The sequence below is a fragment of the Mycobacterium rhizamassiliense genome, assembly GCF_900157375.1.
Classification (GTDB): domain Bacteria; phylum Actinomycetota; class Actinomycetes; order Mycobacteriales; family Mycobacteriaceae; genus Mycobacterium; species Mycobacterium rhizamassiliense.
The window spans coordinates 3,257,049-3,269,692 of sequence record NZ_LT721901.1 but is presented as its reverse complement, the minus strand read 5'-3'; the positions used below and the strand labels follow the sequence as shown (position 1 = coordinate 3,269,692).

Sequence of the window (12,644 nt, the reverse complement as noted above, 5' to 3'; positions counted from 1 at the left end):
AATCCGGCGTGCAATCCCAGCAATATCGCGGGCAGTTCACGGCCGTCCCCGGCTTATCGCCCACTAGTGTTGGTCGGTATGAGTGGGCAGACCAGCACAGCCACCTCCGAGGAATCCGAACCCCGGGGACTCGCGGCCAACGCCACACAGCAGTTGGTCGAGGGCGTCACCCGGGTGCTGACCAAGCCGCGCTTCCGCGGCTGGATCCACGTGTATTCGGCGGGCACCGCCGTCTTCGCGGGCGCCTCGCTGGTCGCGGTGTCGTGGGCGGTGGGCTCGACCCGGGCCGGCCTGGCGACGCTGCTCTACACCTTCGCGACCATCATCATGTTCAGCGTCAGCGCCACCTATCACCGCGTGCACTGGAAGTCCGCGACCGCCCAGAAGTGGATGAAGCGGGCCGACCACTCGATGATCTTCGTGTTCATCGCGGGCAGCTACACGCCGTTCGCCCTGCTGGCGTTGTCGCCCGCCGACGGCCGCGTCGTGCTGTGGATCGTGTGGGGCGGCGCGGCGGCCGGGATCCTGCTGAAGATGTTGTGGCCGTCGGCGCCGCGCTGGGTGGGCGTGCCGCTCTACATCCTGCTGGGCTGGGTGGCGGTCTGGTACACCGCGGAAATCCTGCACAACGCCGGGGTGACCGCGATGGTGCTGCTGTTCGTGGGTGGCGCGCTGTACAGCATCGGCGGCATCCTCTACGCGCTGCGCTGGCCCGACCCGTGGCCGACGACCTTCGGCTATCACGAGTTTTTCCATGCCTGCACCGCGGTAGCGGCGATCTGCCACTACATCGCGATGTGGTTCGTGGTGTTCTAGCTGTGCTGTCCAGGGAGGTTGGTCAGTCGGGTGACCGGTGGCTGGCCTCCGAGGGCGGAGTGGGCTCGGTGGTGATTGTAGGAGTGCAGCCAGCCGGGTAGAGCGTCGTTGCGGTGTTCGGTTGATTCGTAGAGTCGGGCGTAGGCCCAGCCGTCGGCAAGAGTGCGGTGGAATCGCTCGACTTTGCCGTTCGTCTGGGGCCGGTAGGCGCGGGTTCGCTTGGCGGTGATGCCCAATTCGGTGCAGGCGTCACGCCAGGCGTAGGACCGGTAGGCCGAGCCGTTGTCGGACAAGACCCTTTCGACGGTGACCCCATGATCGGCAAACCACGCGATGGCACGTCGGAGCACGCCGATGGCGGTGGAGGCTTTTTCATCGGTGCATATTTCGGCGTATGCCACGCGGGAATGATCGTCGATAACGGTGTGTAAGAACGCTATTCCGATTCTGGGTTGATATCGCTTGTTGCGTTCGCCGGTGCGGCGGGCGGTCTGGCGGGCGTTGCGTCTGCTTTGTTGGCGACTCATGAACTTGTGACCCCCACCGTCGGGGATGTTGGCGAACTTGGTGACATCGACATGGATCAATGAACCCGGATAGTCATGCTCGTAGCGGCGCAGCGGTTCGCCGGTGACGCGATCGATGTGCGAGAGCCGGTTGATTCGGCAGCGGGTCAGCACGGCGTGCACGGTCGAGGCCGCCATGCCGAGTTGACCAGCGATCTGAACTGGCCCCAGTCGCTTGCGCCACCGTAGTTTCACGATTCGCCGCATCAGCTGAACATTGGTTTTGGTCGGGCTGCGATGCGGCCTTGAACTGCGGTCGAGCATGCCGGCAGGCCCCTCGGTGCGGTATCGGACGGCCCACTTTTTGGCCGTTCGTTCCGCGACCATGAACATCTTGGCCGCTGCGGCGTAGGTCCAACCCTGCTCGACGACGAGCTGGGCAAGCCTCAAACGGGCGCGCGGGGTCAATGCAGCGTTAACGTGGGACACGAAGGCCTCCTGGTTGGTGAAGCGGTTTCTAGACAGCTCCACTTCACAACCGGAGGCCTTCACCTGTCACACAGGCTCACCGACACCGAACGGGACAACCTCCCTGGACATCACATCTAGCCCGCTACAGATTGGTGACGTCGGCCGCCGACCAGTAGGCCTTCATGGCGCTGACCTTGCCGCGGCCGTCGAACACCATCACGTCGATCGGCTCGATCTGCATCTTGGTGTCACCCGCGGTGATGGTCAGCCGGAAGTGGAACGCCGCCTCGTTGCCGGCGACGCGCAGCGACACCAGCTCGGCCTGCCGGTCGACGTTGGCGACGGCGGAGTAGAAGCCCTTGATCGCCTGGCTGCCGATGTGGACCTCGCCACCCACCGGGTCCTCGACGGTCGCGTCGTCGGCGTAGAGGCCGACCAAGCCGTCCACATCGCCGTCGCCAAGCAGCGCGATGTAGCGGTTGACCGTGTCGGTGATCGCTTGGACCTTGTCGTCGGCAGTCGGCATGGCACGCACGCTACTACCCCGGCACCCCAAGGGCGACAGCCAGTTCCGCTGTCCGGGTGACGGGAAGGTCGCAGGCTTGCCCACGGCACACGTAGGCGGCGTCGGCATCGGCTATCCGGTTGCGGCCGACCAGCAGCGGCGACGAGTCGACCTCGCCGCCCACGACGATCGCGCCGCCGGGCGCCAGCCGGCGCGCGTCGGCCAGCAGCCCCGAGCGTGGTGGGTCGCAGGCGACCGCGATCTGCAGCGGCCCGCGCACCGCGGACTCGGCGACGGCCAGCCAATGCCCGGCCGACCGCGCCGCCCGCGCCAGCAGCACCGAATGCACGCCCAGCGCCGCGGCCGAGGCCTGCAGGTATCGCTGCGTGCGGTCGCCGTCGACCAGGTGCGCCGCGGTCAGCAGCGCCTCGGTGATCGCCGACGCACCCGACGGGGTCGCGCCGTCGAGCGCGTCGGCCGGGCGCAGCATCAGCTGCTCGGCGTCGTCGGCGGTGTCGTACCAGCCACCGGGCTGCTGCGGATCCGCGAAGTGTTGCAGCGTCGTGTCGAGCAACTCGATCGCCGTGCTCAGCCAAATGCCCTCGGCGGTAAGTTGATACAACGCAAGCAGCCCGGTCGCCAGCATCCCGTGGTCCTCCAGGATGGCCGCGCTGTCACCGACCACCCCGCCCAGGCTGGCGCGGCGCAACCGGCCGTCGACGATGTGACTGTCGCGCAGCGCCGTCGCGCACCGCACTGCGGCGCGGGCGAATTCGGGTTCGTCCAGGGCCACACTGGCCTCAGCCAACGCGGTGATCGCCAGCCCGTTCCACGAGGTGATCACCTTGTCGTCGCGTCCGGGCTGGGCCCGGGTACGACGGACGGCCAGCAGCGCGGCCCGGACGCGCTGCAGGCGTTGCGGGTCGGGGTCGGCGGGGCGCTGCAGCACCGACGCGCCGTGCTCGAAGGTGCCCTCCGCGGTGACCGCGAACGCCTCAGCCGCCCAACGGCTATCGTCCTCGCCGAGCGCCTCGATCAGCTGCTGCGGGGTCCAGACGTAGGTGGCGCCCTCGCGCCCATCGGTGTCGGCATCCAGCGACGAGATGAACATGTCGCCGTCGGTCAAGTCGTCCAGCAGGAACCGCGCGGTTTCCGCGGCGACCCGGCGCGCCAGCGGATCACCGGTGCGGCGGGCCCAGTGCGCGTACGCCCGCAGCAGCAGCGCGTTGTCGTACAGCATCTTCTCGAAATGCGGTACCACCCACGCGTTGTCGACGCTGTAGCGGGCGAAGCCGCCGGCCAGCTGGTCATAGATGCCGCCGCGGGCCATCGCGTTGCCGGTGCGCTCGACGGCCTCCAGCACGGCCGGTGAGCCGGTGCGTTCGTAGTTGCGCAGCAGCGCCTCGAGCAGCGCCGACGGCGGGAACTTCGGTGCGCCGCCGAAGCCGCCGTGCACCGGATCCTGGTCGCGCAGCACGGCCGCGACCGCGTGGTCGCACAGCTCGGGCGCGACGTCGGGCCCGCCTGGCCGGTCTCCCCCAAAAGACGAAGCCATCTTGCGGAGCTCACCGGCGATCTGGTCGGAGGTCTCCTCGACTTCGCCGCGACGGCTGCGCCACGTCTGCGTGACGGCCGAAAGAAGTTGCAGGAAGCCGTCTTTCGGGTAGTAGGTGCCGCAGAAGAAGGGCCGGCCGTCGGGCGTCAGGAAACACGTCATCGGCCAGCCGCCCTGCCCGGTGAGCGCGACGGTGGCGTTCATATAGACCGCGTCGATGTCCGGGCGTTCCTCGCGGTCGACCTTGATGCAGACGAAGTCGGCGTTCATCGCCGCGGCCACCTCGTCGTCCTCGAACGATTCGTGGGCCATCACGTGACACCAGTGGCAGGCGGCGTAGCCGATCGAGAGCAGGATCGGCACGTCGCGCGCGGCGGCATCGGCCAGCGCCTGCGGCGTCCACTGCTGCCAGTGCACCGGGTTGTCGGCGTGCTGGCGCAGATACGGACTGGTGGCCAGCCCGAGAGTATTGGTCGCCGGCGACTCAGCCGGGCTCATCGCCGGGCCCCGGCGGCCGTGTCGGGCCGCCCGTCTGCTCCGGGCCCTCGCCGATGACATCGGTGCCTTCGTCGGCGGCCTGATCGGGCTCGGGGTGCTGGGGGTCGAATGACTCAGGCACCTTCTTCAGTTGCCGGTTCATCGATCTCAGCAGGAACAGCGTGGCGATCAGCAGCAGCACGATCACCACCAGCCCGATCGGGCTGGCCTTGCCGAAGTCCGGGCCGTTGTTGTGCGGGCCGTCAGCAATCAGCGTGATCAAAAGGTGGTTCACGCGTGGTCCTCGATTCCGGCGAACAGGTCGTCCTCGGGCAGCCGGACGGGAACCCGCGAGCGCGCCAGCTCGTATTCCTCGGTGGGCCAGAGCCGCTGCTGCCAGGCGATCGGGGCGGCGAAGAAGTCGGCGTTCGGATCGATCTGGGTCGCATGCGCGCGCAGCGCGTCGTCGCGCTGGCTGAAGTACTCCGAGCACTCGACGCGCGTCGTCACCCGGGATTCGAAGGGGTCGTGCTCCGGGTCCCAGAACTTGAGCCACTTCTGGAACGGCGGCTCGTGGCCGTGCTTGATGGCTTCGTCGTGCAGCAGTTGCATGCGCGCGCGCAGGAAGCCGTGGTTGTAGTACAGCTTCGAAGGCGCCCACGGCTCGCCGGCATCCGGGAAGCGGCGGTAGTCGGCGGCCGCCTCGTACGCGCCCACCGAAACCTTGTGGCAGGCAATGTGATCGGGATGCGGGTAGCCGCCGTTCTCGTCGTAAGTGGTGATCACGTGCGGGCGGAAGTCGCGGACCACGCGCACCAGCGCCTCGACCGACTCCTCCAGCGGCACCAGTGCGAAGCAGTCCTCGGGCAGCGGCGGGGGCGGATCGCCCGTGGGCAGGCCGGAGTCGATGAAGCCCAGCCAGTGGTGTTCCACGCCGAGGATCTCGGCCGCCTTGGCCATCTCGTCGCGGCGGATCTCGGAGATGTGCTCCTGCACGTCGGGCAGGTCCATCGCCGGGTTGAGGATGTCGCCGCGCTCGCCGCCGGTCAGCGTCACCACCAACACCCGATGGCCCTCGTCGGCATACCGGGCCAGGGTGGCCGCACCCTTGCTGGATTCGTCGTCGGGGTGGGCGTGCACCGCCATCAACCGAAGCTCGCTCACGTGCCCCCTTGCTGGTACTGACGGTTGCGCTCAAAAACTAGAGAGTCACCCTATAATTCCAGTTCCCGATCATCAGCATGCTGTCGGCCAGGGTCCGGCAGCCAACAGCGCAGTTATGAAACAGCCATGACCCAGACTTCCATTCCGCGTCCGGCCGCCCGCTATGGGCGTACCCACCTGTCGCGCCTTGCGCGCCATCGGGTGGTGATCGTGCTGGGTGTGCTGGTCGTCGCGGCCGGCATCGCGGTGGCCGTCATCGGCTACCAGCGGTTGGGCACCAGCGACGTCTCCGGTTCGCTCGCCGGCTATCAGGTGATCGATTCCGAAACCGCGTCGGTGACAATCAGCGTGACCCGATCCGACCCATCGCGCCCGGTGGATTGCATCGTGCGGGTGCGCGCCAGGGACGGCGGCGAAACGGGCCGGCGCGAGGTGCTGGTTCCGCCGTCGGAGGCGCACACCGTGCAGGTCACCACGACGGTGAAGTCCGCACGACCGCCGGCGATGGCCGACATCTACGGATGCGGCGCCGACGTCCCGGCCTACCTGCGCGCGGCCTGACCGCAGAACACAAGGCGAACCCGAATGCAGTCATCATCTGTTTCCACAGTGGTAACATGGGTGAATGCACGGTTCCTACTGGGACCGTGTATTGCTGCATTAGAGGCCGTGGGTGGACGGAACGGCAGCACCGGCTAGGACCCGGATACCCCCGGCAACGGGGCTCAGGACTTACGCGGATACGCGGAGCAAGAAGACGAGGAGCACGACGAGATGACCGACACCCAGGTGACCTGGCTGACCCAGGAATCACATGACAAGCTCAAGACCGAGCTTGATCAGCTGATCGCGAACCGTCCGGTCATCGCCGCGGAAATCAACGATCGCCGCGAAGAGGGCGACCTGCGCGAGAACGGCGGTTATCACGCCGCCCGCGAGGAGCAGGGCCAGCAAGAGGCCCGCATCCGCCTGCTGCAGGACCTGCTCAACAACGCGAAGGTCGGCGAGGCGCCCAAGCAGTCCGGCGTGGCGCTGCCCGGTTCGGTGGTGAAGGTCTACTACAACGGCGACAAGTCCGACACCGAGACCTTCCTGATCGCCACCCGCCAGGAGGGCGTCAACGAGGGCAAGCTCGAGGTGTATTCGCCGAACTCACCGCTGGGCGGCGCACTGATCGACGCCAAGGTCGGCGACACCCGCAGCTACATGGTGCCCAACGGCAACACCGTCGAGGTCACCCTGCTCAGCGCGGAGCCGTACCACTCCTGAAGCAGCGCGAGCAGACGCAGAATCGCACGAAACGCGCGTTGCGCATGCGATTCTGCGTCTGCTCGGCGTGTTAGGCCAGCGCCTGCTCGAGATCGGCCAGCAGGTCGGCGATGTCTTCGATGCCGACCGACAGCCGCACCAGGTCGTCGGGCACTTCCAATTGCGAACCGGCCGTCGACGCGTGCGTCATGGCGCTGGGATGCTCGATCAGCGACTCGACCCCGCCCAGCGATTCGGCCAGGATGAAAACCCGGGTGCGGGCGCACAGCTTTTCGGCGGCCGCGCGGCCGCCGCGCATGCGCACCGACACCATGCCGCCGAATCCCGACATCTGCCGCGCGGCGACCTCGTGCCCGGGGTGCGACGGCAGGCCCGGATACAGCACCGTGTCGACCGACGGCTGCGCCGCGAGGAATTCGGCTACGGCAGAAGCATTTTCGCTGTGCCGCTGCATCCGCAGCACCAGCGTCTTGAGTCCGCGCATCGTCAGGTAGGCGTCGAACGGGCCCGGCACCGCGCCGGCTCCGTTCTGCAGGAAGGCGAAGGCGTCGTCTAGCTCGTTGTCGTTGGTGACCAGCGCGCCGCCGACCACGTCGGAATGCCCACCGATGTACTTGGTGGTCGAGTGCAACACGACGTCCGCGCCCAGGGCCAACGGCTGTTGCAACGCCGGTGATGCAAAGGTGTTGTCCACCAAAACCTTTGCTCCGCGCGTGCCGCCAATCTGCGCGATGGCAGCGATGTCGGCAATGGACAGCAGCGGATTGGTCGGCGTTTCCACCCAGATCAGCCGGGTCTTCGGGGTGATCGCGGCGGCGACGGCATCCAGGTCCGACAGCGCCACCGGCGTGTAGTCGACCTGCCACTGCGTGAACACCTTGTCGATCAGCCGGAAGGTGCCGCCGTAGGCGTCGTTGGGGATGACGACGTGATCGCCGGGCCGCAGCATGGCCCGCAGGGCGCAGTCGGTAGCGGCCATCCCGGAGCTGAACGCTCGCCCGTAGGCGCCGCCTTCGACCGCCTCCATCGAGGCCTCCAGCGCCGCCCGCGTCGGGTTGCCGGTACGCGCGTATTCGAAGCCACCGCGCAGCCCGCCGACGCCATCCTGGGCGAAGGTGCTGCTGGCGTAGATCGGGGCGTTGACCGCCCCGGTCGCCGGGTCCGGGCGGTAGCCGGCGTGAATGGCTTTGGTCGCCAGCCCGGCGATGCGGTGGTCTGCCTTACCGTGTTCGCTCATCGACGATCAGCTTAGTGACCGGCGGCGCCCTCAGCTTCGGGGCAGACCCAGCAGCCGCTCGGCGATGATGTTGCGCTGAATCTCCGACGTGCCGCCGGCCGTGGTGCCCGCGAAGGTGCCGATGTAGCGCGCGAACCAGCCGGCCGTGAACAGGTCGGGGCGGTAGGGGTTGTACGGCGCCGTCATGATCGGGTCGCCGAGGCCGTCGAGCCCGGCGGCCTCCAGGGCGCAGCCGGCCGCATTCTGCTCGGCCTCCGACCCCAGCAGCTTGAGCACCGACATGCCCGCGCCGTTGCCCTCGCCCCTGGCCTCGCGGGCCAGCGCCGCCGACCCCAGCAGCCGAAGGGCCTGGGTATCCATCGCGATGGTGGCGTAGCGGTCGCGATCGACGGCCCGCACGGGTCGGAAGTCTGTGAGGATGTCGCGCAGCCGGTCGGCGAAGGCCATCCACATCAGCGTGCGCTCGTGCATCAGCGAGCCGTTGGCCACCTGCCAGCCGCCATTGAGCGGGCCGACCAGGTTTTCGGCGGGCACCCGGACGTCGGTCAGGAACACCTCGTTGAAGTCGTAGTTGTCGCGGTCGTACACGGCGGGAAACGGCCGGCATAACACCCCGGGGCTGTCGCGGGGAATGAGCAGCGCGCTGAGCCCGCGGTGCTTCTGCGCGCTGGGATCAGTGCGCACAAAAGTCAGCAACACGTCGGCGTCGTGCGCGCCGGACGTCCAAAGCTTGTGCCCGTTGACCACGAAATGGTCGCCCTGGCGCTCGGCCCTGCTGCGCAGCCCCGCCAGATCGGATCCGGCCCCCGGTTCGCTCATGCCGAGCGACGCCGTCAGCTCCGCGCGCAGGATCGGCACCGCCCAGCGCCGCTTCTGCTCGTCGGTGCCGAACGTCAACACCGACGCCGCGATGATGCCCACGCCCTGCGGGTTGAACGAGTGATAGATGCGCCGCCGCGAGAGTTCTTCGCGGTACACGTACAGCTCCAGAATGCTGGCATTGCGCCCGCCGAACTCCGGCGGGTTGCCGGGCAGCAGCCAGCCGTGGTCGAACAGCAGGCGCTGCCAGTCCCGCGCCCATTGCGGTAGGTGTGACGTCGACCGCGACCGGTGCGCGGCGGTCGCCTCGTCCGGCAGATGTTCATCGAGGAAAGCGATGAAATCCGCTCGGAATGCCTCGACTTCGGCGCCGAAAGTAAGCTCCATCGCCCATCATTTAACGGCCCACGGCGATGAGTATCAAGCACTTGACATTCAGGCGTCGAGCAAGAGAACCTACTTGGGCACCCCGCCTTGCAAAGGAGCAAAGCCCTGCGCGGACAAAAGATCCTGATCACCGGGGCGAGTGGGAAGATCGCCTTTCCCATCGCCCGGAAGCTCGCGGCCGACAACGAAGTGTGGGGCGCCGCGCGCTTGCGCGACCCCGCCGACCGCGACAAGCTGACCGCCGCCGGCATCACTCCGATCGCGTTCGACGTGAGCACGGACGACTTTTCGCGGCTGCCCGACGACTTCACCTACGTCTTTCACGCGGCCGTCGACCCCGGCGCGCGGGATTGGGCCCACTGCCTGCACACTAACGCCCAGCGTTCGGGCGATCTGCTGTACCACTGCCGCGCGGCCAAGGGATTCGTGTTCTGCTCGACGGGTTCGATCTACGCCTACCAGGGTCAGCGCCCGCTGACCGAGGACGACCCGCCCGGGGTTCCGTTGCGGCCCAACTATTCCTTCTCCAAGGTGGCCGCCGAGGCGGTGTGCACCTGGGTCGCCAAGGCGCACCGGATTCCGTTGACCATCATCAGGATCTGCTCCACGTACGGCCCCGAGGGTGGCGCCCCGGCCGACCGCCTGGACATGATGTTGGCGCACAAGCCGATTCGGCTGCACCCCGATACACCAAACAACTACAACCCGATCTACGAGGACGACTACGTCGAATTGGGCATCCGGGCAATGGAAGTCGCGGACACCCCGCCGGTCGTGGTCAACTGGGCAGGCAGCGAGACCGTCAGCGTCGAGGACTACTGCGCATACCTGGGCGAGCTGGCCGGCGTGACGCCGATCTTCGAATACTCACCCGACGCGCACACCCCGCTGTGGCCCGACGTCACTCACATGCACGAAATACTCGGACGCACAAAGGTTTCCTGGCGCGAGGGGTTCCAACGAATGGTCGCCAGCCGTCACCCCGAGATCACGCTGCCGTCGACGACTCCGGCGGTGAGGTGACGATGGAGTTTCCCGGAACACCGTCCGACCGGGTCCCCGAGGTGCTGGCCGCCGGGCGCGGCGACATCACCACCGCGTTCGTCTCGATGGCGACCCGGCATCCGCACGGCACCGACGCGGAGTATCTACGTTGGCACACCCTGGACCATCGGCCCGAGCAGCACCGGCTGTCGTCGGTTCGCGCCTCGCTGCGCCTGGTGTCCACGCCGCAGTGCCGCGCCGCCCGGGCCGTCACCGGAAACCGTTTCGACGCAGTCGATCACGTGATGACATACTTCTTCGCCGACCTCGGCGGCCTCGACGCGTTCAACGAGCTGTCCACTGCGCTGGGCGACGCAGGACGCAAGCTGGCGCTGCTGCCACACGTCGAGCGTGGCGTCTACGGGCTGCAGACCAAGGCCGCCGCGGCGCGGGTCAAGGTCGGCGCCGACGTCCTGCCGTGGCGGCCAATCCTGGGCGCCTACTTGATGATTGAGCAGGGCACCGCCGCGCCGGCGGACCTGTCGGCGGTCGACGGCGTGGCCGGGGTCTGGTCGTTCGAGTCGCTGCGCGTCGACGAGCGGCTGGCCGCCGCCCCGCCGGGCCAGCTGTTCACGTACTGCTTCCTCGACGACGACCCGGTGGCCGTGGCCACGCGCCTGCGCGCCGCCCTCGAGCGGCGGTGGCAAAGTGTCGATGTCACACCGCTTTTCGCCGCGCCCTTTCATCCGGTGATCCCCTACGAGTGGGACCGCTATGTGCCGTAAGACGGGACCGCTGTGCGGGTAGGGCTGATGGTCGGCACCGACAGGGATTGCCCGCCGGCTGAACGTTTGGGTCGCCTGCTGTCCACAGCCCAGTCAGCCGAAGACCACGGCTTCGCGTCGTTCTGGTTTCCGCAGGTTCCCGGATACCTCGACGCCATGTCGGTGCTCGCCCTGATCGGCCAGCGCACCAAGCACATTGAGCTGGGGACGGCGATCGTGCCGATCCAGACGCGTCACCCCATCGCGATGGCGCAGCAGGCGCTGACCACCGGCGCCGCCTGCGCGGGCCGGTTTACGCTCGGCCTCGGCCCGTCGCATCACTGGATCATCGAAGACCAGCTCGGCCTGTCCTACGACCGTCCGGCCCACCAGGTGCGCGACTATCTGCAGGTGTTGGGCCCGGCGCTGCGCGCGCCGGGCCCGGTCGAGGTGGAAAACGACACGTACCGGGTGCGCAGCCCACTGGACGTCACCGACACCGGGCCGCCGCAGGTGCTGCTGGCCGCCCTGGGGCCGGCGATGCTGCGGCTGGCCGGCGAGCACACGCAAGGGACCATCCTGTGGATGGCCGACGAACGCGCCGTCGCCGAACACGTCGTTCCGCGGATCACCGCGGCCGCGCAGGCGGCGGGGCGGGGGTCCCCGCGCGTGGTCGCCGGCGTTCCCGTCGCCCTGTGCGCCGCCGGCGAGGTCGACCGGGCGCGCGCCCACGCCAATCAGGTGCTGGGCCACGCCGAGCTGTCACCGAACTACCTGAAGCTCCTCGAACGCGGCGACGCCACCGACGTCGGCGACACCATGGCCGCCGGGGACGAGGCCGCGATCCTGGCCAGGCTGGGCCGTTACCGCGACGCCGGCGTCACCGACCTCGCCGCGCGCGTCATCGCGCTCGGCGACAGCGCGGCCGCGCGCAGCGAATCACGCTGCCGCACCGAGGAATTCCTCGCGACGGTGGGTTTCGGCGCGGCCGGTTAGGCGATCGGCAGGACCACCGTGGTCATGATCTTGTCGGCCAGGGTCTGCCGCTTGGCGTCCCACAGCGGGAACAGGAAGCCGATATAGCAGATGAGCGCGTCGACGATGTGGGCGAGTTGGCGCACGATCGACAGCCCGAAACCGATGGGCTGCCCGGTGTTCTCGCTGACCACCTTGATCTTCATCACCGACTTGCCCAGGCTCGATCCGGTCGTGCCCTGGCGGAAACCGAAGTTCCAGATCCCGTAGACGAGTATCGCCAGCCACGCCAACCCCTGCGCGAACAGGCCGATGACGGAGTCCTGCGAGTAGCAGTACTGGCTGACGTCGTACTGGCTGATGTTGGCCACGCACGACGACTGCTGGGTGACCAGCGCGATCACCCACGCGATGGTGTAGACGATCGCGAGCGGGACGTTGTCGATCAGGGCAGCCAGCACCCGGGTGAGCCACGGCGTGTAGGACTCCGTCGGCAGCGCGCGGACGGCCGGTCCGGGCGGCGGTGGCGCGTACCCGCCCGACGGCGGGGGCGGCGGCGGATAACCTCCGCCCGGCGGCGGGGGCGGTGGCGGCTCGTAACCGCCGGAGGGCGGCTCCTGCCCGCCGGAAAATCCGGGGTCAGATGGCGGGTAAGACCCACCAGGCGGCGGTTGATCGGTCATGGGACAACCTTCCACGGCGAGTTAGCTGGGGT

14 protein-coding genes are annotated in these 12,644 nt (G+C 68.2%); 6 read left to right on the top strand and 8 right to left on the bottom strand.

Annotation, left to right across the window (positions count from 1 at the left end):
• Positions 1 to 78 precede the first annotated feature (78 nt).
• The gene (gene trhA / locus MRAB57_RS16025) at positions 79 to 816 is read left to right on the top strand and encodes a PAQR family membrane homeostasis protein TrhA (RefSeq protein WP_077088226.1); all 738 of its coding nucleotides are present in this window, start codon (positions 79 to 81) and stop codon (positions 814 to 816) included.
• On the opposite strand, the gene MRAB57_RS16020 is transcribed toward trhA, so the two are convergent.
• From MRAB57_RS16020 to mca, 5 genes are all read right to left on the bottom strand, one after another.
• Positions 813 to 1,811: an IS481 family transposase gene (locus tag MRAB57_RS16020; RefSeq protein WP_108638095.1), complete on the bottom strand. Its 999-nt coding sequence runs from the start codon at positions 1,809 to 1,811 to the stop codon at positions 813 to 815. The genes trhA and MRAB57_RS16020 overlap by 4 nt on opposite strands.
• Positions 1,812 to 1,935: 124 nt before the next feature.
• A complete protein-coding gene (locus MRAB57_RS16015) occupies positions 1,936 to 2,319 on the bottom strand; it encodes a nuclear transport factor 2 family protein (protein ID WP_077088224.1) in 384 nt (127 codons plus the stop codon).
• 13 nt (positions 2,320 to 2,332) lie between these two features.
• Positions 2,333 to 4,351 (bottom strand): thioredoxin domain-containing protein, encoded by a 2,019-nt coding sequence (locus MRAB57_RS16010; protein ID WP_077088223.1) that lies wholly within the window; start codon positions 4,349 to 4,351, stop codon positions 2,333 to 2,335.
• Positions 4,338 to 4,625 (bottom strand): hypothetical protein, encoded by a 288-nt coding sequence (locus tag MRAB57_RS16005; RefSeq protein WP_077088222.1) that lies wholly within the window; start codon positions 4,623 to 4,625, stop codon positions 4,338 to 4,340. Before MRAB57_RS16005 ends, MRAB57_RS16010 begins: the two co-directional genes overlap by 14 nt.
• Positions 4,622 to 5,494 (bottom strand): mycothiol conjugate amidase Mca, encoded by an 873-nt coding sequence (gene mca, locus MRAB57_RS16000; protein ID WP_077088221.1) that lies wholly within the window; start codon positions 5,492 to 5,494, stop codon positions 4,622 to 4,624. Before mca ends, MRAB57_RS16005 begins: the two co-directional genes overlap by 4 nt.
• A 126-nt stretch (positions 5,495 to 5,620) precedes the next feature.
• Here mca and MRAB57_RS15995 point away from each other — a divergent pair, with 126 nt between their 5' ends.
• Together MRAB57_RS15995 and greA are read left to right on the top strand one after the other, a co-directional pair.
• Positions 5,621 to 6,055, top strand: a complete 435-nt coding sequence (locus MRAB57_RS15995) for a DUF4307 domain-containing protein (RefSeq protein ID WP_077088220.1) — start codon at positions 5,621 to 5,623, stop codon at positions 6,053 to 6,055.
• A 213-nt stretch (positions 6,056 to 6,268) separates the two neighbouring features.
• On the top strand, positions 6,269 to 6,763 hold the full coding sequence (gene greA, locus MRAB57_RS15990) for a transcription elongation factor GreA (RefSeq protein WP_077088219.1): 495 nt from the start codon (positions 6,269 to 6,271) through the stop codon (positions 6,761 to 6,763).
• 70 nt (positions 6,764 to 6,833) lie between these two features.
• Here greA and MRAB57_RS15985 read toward each other — a convergent pair whose 3' ends face one another.
• Together MRAB57_RS15985 and MRAB57_RS15980 are read right to left on the bottom strand one after the other, a co-directional pair.
• Entirely contained in the window at positions 6,834 to 8,000 is a 1,167-nt protein-coding gene (locus MRAB57_RS15985; protein ID WP_077088218.1) for a cystathionine gamma-synthase, read from the bottom strand.
• 30 nt (positions 8,001 to 8,030) lie between these two features.
• On the bottom strand, positions 8,031 to 9,206 hold the full coding sequence (locus MRAB57_RS15980; RefSeq protein WP_077088217.1) for an acyl-CoA dehydrogenase family protein: 1,176 nt from the start codon (positions 9,204 to 9,206) through the stop codon (positions 8,031 to 8,033).
• Positions 9,207 to 9,293: 87 nt separating this feature from the next.
• Here MRAB57_RS15980 and MRAB57_RS15975 point away from each other — a divergent pair, with 87 nt between their 5' ends.
• Genes MRAB57_RS15975 through MRAB57_RS15965 form a run of 3 tightly spaced genes read left to right on the top strand, consistent with a single transcriptional unit; the run spans position 9,294 to position 11,950 of the window.
• A complete protein-coding gene (locus tag MRAB57_RS15975) occupies positions 9,294 to 10,229 on the top strand; it encodes an NAD-dependent epimerase/dehydratase family protein (RefSeq protein ID WP_077088216.1) in 936 nt (311 codons plus the stop codon).
• 2 nt (positions 10,230 to 10,231) lie between these two features.
• Positions 10,232 to 10,975, top strand: coding sequence for a hypothetical protein (locus MRAB57_RS15970; RefSeq protein WP_077088215.1), 744 nt, complete (start codon positions 10,232 to 10,234; stop codon positions 10,973 to 10,975).
• A gap of 12 nt (positions 10,976 to 10,987) precedes the next feature.
• Positions 10,988 to 11,950 (top strand): TIGR03564 family F420-dependent LLM class oxidoreductase, encoded by a 963-nt coding sequence (locus MRAB57_RS15965; protein ID WP_077088214.1) that lies wholly within the window; start codon positions 10,988 to 10,990, stop codon positions 11,948 to 11,950.
• On the opposite strand, the gene MRAB57_RS15960 is transcribed toward MRAB57_RS15965, so the two are convergent.
• Positions 11,947 to 12,612 carry an RDD family protein gene (locus MRAB57_RS15960; RefSeq protein WP_077088213.1) on the bottom strand — a complete coding sequence of 222 codons (666 nt, stop codon included), beginning with the start codon at positions 12,610 to 12,612 and terminating at the stop codon, positions 11,947 to 11,949. The two genes, MRAB57_RS15965 and MRAB57_RS15960, sit on opposite strands and share 4 nt — an antisense overlap.
• Between the last annotated feature and the right edge of the window lie 32 nt (positions 12,613 to 12,644).